The sequence below is a fragment of the Coleofasciculus sp. genome (assembly GCF_046539235.1).
GTDB lineage: Bacteria > Cyanobacteriota > Cyanobacteriia > Cyanobacteriales > Coleofasciculaceae > Coleofasciculus.
In genome coordinates this window covers 1-6,147 of record NZ_JBKHHI010000406.1, presented here as the reverse complement: position 1 = coordinate 6,147, position 6,147 = coordinate 1, and the positions used below count along the sequence as shown (strand labels likewise).

7 protein-coding genes are annotated in these 6,147 nt (G+C 43.6%); 2 read left to right on the top strand and 5 right to left on the bottom strand.

Annotation, left to right across the window (positions count from 1 at the left end):
• Positions 1 to 56 precede the first annotated feature (56 nt).
• The 3 genes from ACLFWI_RS25380 to ACLFWI_RS25370 all read right to left on the bottom strand — a co-directional run bounded on the left by ACLFWI_RS25380 (position 57) and on the right by ACLFWI_RS25370 (position 3,308).
• Positions 57 to 275: a hypothetical protein gene (locus ACLFWI_RS25380; protein ID WP_446415225.1), complete on the bottom strand. Its 219-nt coding sequence runs from the start codon at positions 273 to 275 to the stop codon at positions 57 to 59.
• Positions 276 to 756: 481 nt separating this feature from the next.
• Positions 757 to 966, bottom strand: coding sequence for a hypothetical protein (locus ACLFWI_RS25375; protein ID WP_446415224.1), 210 nt, complete (start codon positions 964 to 966; stop codon positions 757 to 759).
• A gap of 467 nt (positions 967 to 1,433) precedes the next feature.
• Positions 1,434 to 3,308, bottom strand: a complete 1,875-nt coding sequence (locus ACLFWI_RS25370; protein ID WP_446415223.1) for an adenylate/guanylate cyclase domain-containing protein — start codon at positions 3,306 to 3,308, stop codon at positions 1,434 to 1,436.
• 104 nt (positions 3,309 to 3,412) lie between these two features.
• On the opposite strand from ACLFWI_RS25370, the gene ACLFWI_RS25365 reads away from it, so the two are divergent.
• Positions 3,413 to 3,673, top strand: a complete 261-nt coding sequence (locus tag ACLFWI_RS25365) for a hypothetical protein (protein WP_446415222.1) — start codon at positions 3,413 to 3,415, stop codon at positions 3,671 to 3,673.
• A gap of 186 nt (positions 3,674 to 3,859) precedes the next feature.
• Here the strand turns inward: ACLFWI_RS25365 and ACLFWI_RS25360 are convergent, their stop codons facing one another.
• Both ACLFWI_RS25360 and cobU read right to left on the bottom strand, forming a co-directional pair.
• Entirely contained in the window at positions 3,860 to 4,471 is a 612-nt protein-coding gene (locus ACLFWI_RS25360) for a hypothetical protein (protein WP_446415221.1), read from the bottom strand.
• A gap of 54 nt (positions 4,472 to 4,525) precedes the next feature.
• Entirely contained in the window at positions 4,526 to 5,110 is a 585-nt protein-coding gene (gene cobU, locus ACLFWI_RS25355; protein WP_446415220.1) for a bifunctional adenosylcobinamide kinase/adenosylcobinamide-phosphate guanylyltransferase, read from the bottom strand.
• Positions 5,111 to 5,277: 167 nt separating this feature from the next.
• On the opposite strand from cobU, the gene ACLFWI_RS25350 reads away from it, so the two are divergent.
• Positions 5,278 to 6,000, top strand: coding sequence for a hypothetical protein (locus ACLFWI_RS25350; RefSeq protein WP_446415219.1), 723 nt, complete (start codon positions 5,278 to 5,280; stop codon positions 5,998 to 6,000).
• Positions 6,001 to 6,147 lie beyond the last annotated feature (147 nt).

Genomic DNA, 6,147 nt, shown 5'->3' with positions numbered 1-6,147 from the left:
GCTTCTCGCGAAAGCGAGTTCCCCACCGTTAACTTTAATTGTCCCCACCTACTTAACTATGCAGTCGCTTTCCTGGGGATAGATAGGGAGCTATTAATCACCCAGCCTTGTTCTTCCCAAGGTTCAAGCGGAGTAATGGAATAGTAGGATGTCATTTGCTCAAGCTGACGCAAATCCTCAACCTGTACGCCCTGAAAGAGTTTGTCTAAGGCGTCGCGATCGGCTGAGGTTAGAGGAACCCTGGGATATATACGAGTTTGTGTCTGTCTTACCATAGTTTAATCCTGAATCAATTTCTAAATGGGGATGCTTATCAATAAATATTACAGAAGCTTTACATTAATACATCTGCCATTTTACGGAGATTCTCTGCTCCGGGATTCTGACTAGAGATGCATCTCATGGATCGCGTCTTTTGTCAATACCTTTATGAACTGTATAAAATTTAACTAAAAGGCTATTTGAAGATTTATTTGTCGGGTTTGTCGGGATGGGTTTAGGCACAAACGCCATAAATTTCACTGATAATTGAAGGACACAATTCTCCTTCACTAGGATACGGCGAAAGTTTCCAGTAAGCCTTGCACCTGTTGTAGCCAAACGTAGAGAACCTGGTTAATCATGGGAGGAGTCAAATAATTAAGAAGCGCTCCTTAGCATCGCACTCTTTCCCACATTTTATCCGAGGAACTTTAAGTTGGCAGGCGTACTGTTGCTGAGTTTAGCTCGATGAACTACACTCTACCTCAAAGGTCTTTAAACGGTAGAGTTATTACAACCCGATAAGCAGCCACCGCGCACCCATCCTTTCTCTTCCCAACGATCTAAGGGCGCTACAGCATAGTAAGAACTAATCGTTTCTATTTGATTAACGAACTCACCATCTAATCCTGAAAATATTTTATCTAGCGCCGCTGTGTCTTTGTGATTTAACGGTAATTTTGAACTTCCCCGATCCCTTAGCATGTTGATTACCCTGTATTTTCAATCTATCTTTATAGTTTATTAACAAAAGGCAATAATGTTCCGGTTTTTCTATAGATATCTCTTATAACTCCTATTGCCATCTCTAGCTCTGATCGGCAAATGATGATGATTTTTGGTGATTGTTGATCAGCTCTAACTTGCATCAGTATATATGCTTAAGTATATATACTCAAAATTATCAACTGATATCTGAATTATAAAGACAAACAATCCAGAAGCTGAAAAATTCAATAATTATTTAGGGCTTGCTGCACAACCCTCTAACCCTTATCTATCAAGAGTTAGAGGAGGTTTAAAGCCGACTATAAGTGCAATCCATCCCTCCTGGATGGCTGAAAAGCTTGCCTTGCACTTATAGCCAGACGAAAAGCACTACTGTTTTCCTCATCTCCTCCTCACCCCCTCACCCTCTCACCCCATCTCCCCAATACTCCCGACAGCAAGCCCTATTTAATCTTCCCCCTAAGAAAATAAGTCGTCATCTTCCCTTTGCCTTTAACCTGAATAGTGCCTCGTTCCTCAAACAGATAGTTATCCTGCAACTTTTTATACGTCAACTCAGTAACCTGAATTTTATCAGGAAGCCCTTGGGATTCCATGCGTGAGGCAATATTAACCGTATCTCCCCACAAATCATAACTAAACTTTTTAATGCCAATGACTCCAGCAACAACGGGTCCGGTATTGATGCCAATCCGAATACTTAAGGTTTGATTATTCTGGTTATTAAATTTGGTAATTACCTGTTGCATATCCAGTGCCATATTCGCCGTAGCTTCAGCATGATCGGGGCGAGGAGTGGGGAGTCCCCCTACCACCATATAGGCATCCCCAATTGTTTTAATTTTCTCTAATCCATAATAATCACTCAATTCATCAAACGCCGAAAAAATTCGGTTAAGTAATTCAACAACTTGGGCAGGGGGGAAGCGAGCCGATAATTCGGTAAAGCCAACAATATCGGCAAACAAAACTGTGACTTCCTCAAAATTATCTGCGATTGTACTTTCGAGTTGTTTCAAGCGTTGAGCAATTACTTTGGGTAAAATATTTAGCAGTAGGCGTTCGCCTTGCTCTTGTTCATAGTGCAGTGCTTCTTGCCATGCTTTACGTACCGTAATATCTTCTACGGTTCCTTCATAGTAAATAAAATTACCGTGTTTATCGCGGACAGCTCTTGCCTTCTCCTCAATCCAGATTTTTGTGCCATTTTTCCGGTACACTTGCGATTCAAAATCCGAAACTGATCCATATTTCTCCAGAACACGGATTAATTCATCGTGACGGTTTGGCTGAACGTAAAGCTGACGATTAAGATTAATTAAATTGTTACACAGTTCTTCAGCAGAAGCATACCCATAAATCGTTGCCAATGTGTTATTTGCCGTTAAAAAACGTCCACTTGGAGTAATTTTAAAAATTCCTTCTACGGAATCATCAAAACTGATCCGATATTTTTCTTCGCATTTTTGCAGCTTTTTGGTTAGCTGTTGAGTTTTGGCGATAAGCACAATGACTAAGGTTGCCGATATCAAACCAGAAACGGCATAAAATAAAATACGATAAATTTTAGTTTTCCTGAGAAATACTTGATAAGAACGCTGATAAATGTCCAGGAGTTGTTCACTTTGTTGCTTCGTGGGCAATTCCAGAATTTGCATCACCAGACTATCCACCTGAGATTCATGAGTCACAATAATTTCGGCATAGATTAGGGCGGCATCGAGTTCAGAAAGACTCAGGGTAGACGATGCTGTCAATACATCGACACGTTGCCGAATTGCTGCCATTTGTCTCTGGATTTTGAGAATTAATTCATCACTGGGAGATATTGTATAAATTAAAACATCGTTCAACAGAGTATTCAATTGATTGATTAACTGATCAGCGCCTGGTTCCGTTGCGGCTTGACGAGATAATTTTTGAATCGTGTTAGGCAGGGATTTTAAAGATTGATTCAGAATCGTCTCTTGTTCAATCACTTCTTCGATTAAATCCTGCTTGTCTTGAAAGAGTGAGCGATTCTGTTGTAAGGATGACTTGATTTCTGGATAATATTCTCTACTAACAAAATCAGGTATATTTTCTAAGTTATGGTGTAAGTCGCTAATCTGGTTTAAATCATTAAGAATAGTTTCAGGATCATTGAACGACTCCTGTTGAGCCTGCAAAATATCTGTATTTAAAGTTGCGTCAGTTTCCTGAAGTTGGTGTAAGTTTGACAGATACTGATGGTGTTGACTAAAATTGATAGTCTGAGCTTTAATGAATAATATAACCCATAAAAAAGTTCCGCCTGCAGCAATTCCTATATTTCGCATAGCGGAGAACTTCATAATCAGCTCAGGTTCAATCGATTTAACAGACCTTACACCCAAACAGGCGACTCGATCGGGATAGATATCCTATCCACTCTTTTCAGGGCGTGAAAGGGCTAACAAAGACATCGTTTGCAAAACTTTGCGAACATGATCATCCATCAGCCGAAAAACTGCTCCAGCTAAAATGTTGGCTCGGTTTAGGTTATGTCTTGTTGGATACCTTCAACCTAGAGTCGGCAAAACAGTTTAAATTCATCACCCCACCTGGGTTGATGTCTCGCTCTGCTCTCCAGGTGGGACATACAAGCGTCTGCCTGATGCTGCTCAAAGCCGATCGCACGTCTATACTGACAGCGACGGAGTAGCCAAAAAAACATGTCAGACCAGAATGGACTTCTCCGTCACCTTTGGGTGAAGATGTTTTACTCTCAACCAGATAATATAGAAACACGCTGCACTGGGGTGTAAGTTCTACTTAAAATAACTTCCGGTTCCAATCCAGTCCGGAAGAGTTACCCCAGACAACAGCGTTAAGTTTTATTGAGAAATTATTAATCGGTCGCGGATTTCTGATTACCAGATGCCAAGGAATTATCAGGTGATGCTGAGAAAGGTTCCCTGAGACAAGAGGTGCGATCGCGCACCAACCTCAGATACTCTTTCTGATTTAACGATTCTGGGGGGTAAGGAGATTCTCTGGTTTGATTTTTGGGATCGGGAGCAGCATCTCGATCACCACTATCTGGATTTTCCCCATGACGAAGACGTTGGTGAATCGTCCTCAAGCGATCCTGATTATTGATCGGTTCTCGCGGCTTGGGTAAATCTGTATTGGGCCAATTGGATAAATCGCTACAGGTGCAAGACTCTGGCGGTGATCCCACGTTGAACATAGGAACGGGCATATCACAACGGGAACAGGGTTCAAGATCCCACTTGGATGTCAACAACTCAGAAATCGTCTGGCTAGTTCCGGTGAGATAACAATCCCCGCTTTCTGGTGAGAGCAGATATTGCCAGAGTTCCTCAAACTCCTGACTATAGCGATCGCCTGCAATGATTCGCTGTGGTTGCAGCACCTCTTCACCATTGTGGACGACAATTTTTTTGCCCACCTGAAACCAATAGGCTAGGTAGCGTTTGACTTGTTCTTCAGATGCCATAGAATATATAAGACCTCAGCAGCAAAAGCTGCTTTATGGTTACCGTCTGTATTTCTATGGTAGCGATTCCCGCGATAGCGGTGATCCCAGGGTGCTGAGATTAAGCAGATGACCAGCCGTAACCAAATACACAGGATTGGCAATCATACCGAACTGACGCACGACTTGACCGAGGCGATCGCGAAAAGTTCTGCCTAGGGGATAAGCCGGAACCACACCCCAACCGGTTTCTTCAGCAACCAAAATTAGGGTGGCTGAGGTTTGGTTGACAGTCCGCCAAAGGGTGTCTGTGGTATCCTGCCAAATCGAATCCTCTTGGTCTAGGCAATTCGCCACCCAGGTTCCCAAGGAGTCAATTAACAGACAGTAATCCGGTTGATCCCACTCCAGAATCGTCTCGACTAATTTTATCGGCGTCCACACCAATGTCCACTCGGCGGGGCGTCTCTGTTGGTGCTTCTCAATCCGGGCAACCCACTCCAAATCATTGGGATCAACCTGTGCCGTTGCCACATAAACAACCTGCTTATCTGTCTTATCGGCTAATTGTTCTGCCCATTCACTTTTTCCAGAACGGGCTGGACCCGTGACCAGGATAAGCTGACCCATCGATAGTATGATTCCCGCGATCGCTTTCATCTGCCGTGATCAAGTTTAATCGACAATGACCAAAAATTAGCGATTTGCCGAATCTCTTCCCAGATTGGGTCAAAATTGAATAGGTAGGTGGTCATGTCCCCAAACTAAACCCTAGGGACTGCATCTGCTGCAATCAGCGTGATTTTTGCCCAGTGACATCAGAAACGATGAAACCAGAACTGCAACGGATCGAAAGCACTCTATCTCAGTTAACCCAGGATGACTCAACCCCATCCACGGCTGTGGCGTCCCCAGTGGACTCAACTGGGGATCAGTCTAGCGACTCCGCCAAAGGGAAAGAACCTTCATTTTCGATTAGTGTGACGCCCTTCCCGGCTCAAAAGCAGCAAAGTAAAACCCCAACACTGCCGAAACTCAAATCCGCTAGCTTCAGTGAACATCGCCATAGCGCCAATCCCGCCTTGGCAATGAATCTGCTCAAAGAAATTGAAGAGATTGTCTCTGGTTGGCAGAATCAACTGCATACCATAGTCCGGCAAATTCAAGATATTTATATGGATGGACCAATCGTTGAGGGGTGGTTAGAATCTCATGCCCGTCAACCGGAAGCGGATCACTCAGGAGTACGTCGTGCTGAGGTGGATCGACTCATGGACTACGTAACCCAACCGTGGCATCATCAATCGCAGGATGATGCGAATGTCACCTGTGAATCCCCCCGTGCAGGTTATCGCCTTTGTGGATTAGATGCAGATGGTCAGTTTTGGGTGCGTACCTGTCCTGCGGATCAAGTGCCTAGTGTCAGTTTAGCGATCGCACGTTATCAGAAGCTACGACAACTACTCAGTCGCAAAAATGATCTGGAAACGCGCCTCAGTCAGCTTGCAGAAACCCTAGCGGTATTGCACGCTCATCTGGGTAACGACTGAACTTTCAACTGAAAGTTGGCAGATTAGTGAGTTAGGAAGTTATAACATTGGTGGAACGTAATGGCACTTATAGCATTACGCATTGAGGTTAGGACAATAAAATTGGGTGAAAAGGCAACAGGCAACAGGCAACAGGCAACAGGGGAA

Excerpts from the sequence above, each read along its gene's own strand:
- ACLFWI_RS25380 (WP_446415225.1), bottom strand. The coding sequence starts at position 275 with ATGGTAAGACAGACACAAACTCGTATATATCCCAGGGTTCCTCTAACC.
- ACLFWI_RS25375 (WP_446415224.1), bottom strand. The coding sequence starts at position 966 with ATGCTAAGGGATCGGGGAAGTTCAAAATTACCGTTAAATCACAAAGAC.
- ACLFWI_RS25370 (WP_446415223.1), bottom strand. The coding sequence starts at position 3,308 with ATGCGAAATATAGGAATTGCTGCAGGCGGAACTTTTTTATGGGTTATA.
- ACLFWI_RS25360 (WP_446415221.1), bottom strand. The coding sequence starts at position 4,471 with ATGGCATCTGAAGAACAAGTCAAACGCTACCTAGCCTATTGGTTTCAG.
- cobU (WP_446415220.1), bottom strand. The coding sequence starts at position 5,110 with ATGAAAGCGATCGCGGGAATCATACTATCGATGGGTCAGCTTATCCTG.
- ACLFWI_RS25350 (WP_446415219.1), top strand. The coding sequence starts at position 5,278 with ATGAAACCAGAACTGCAACGGATCGAAAGCACTCTATCTCAGTTAACC.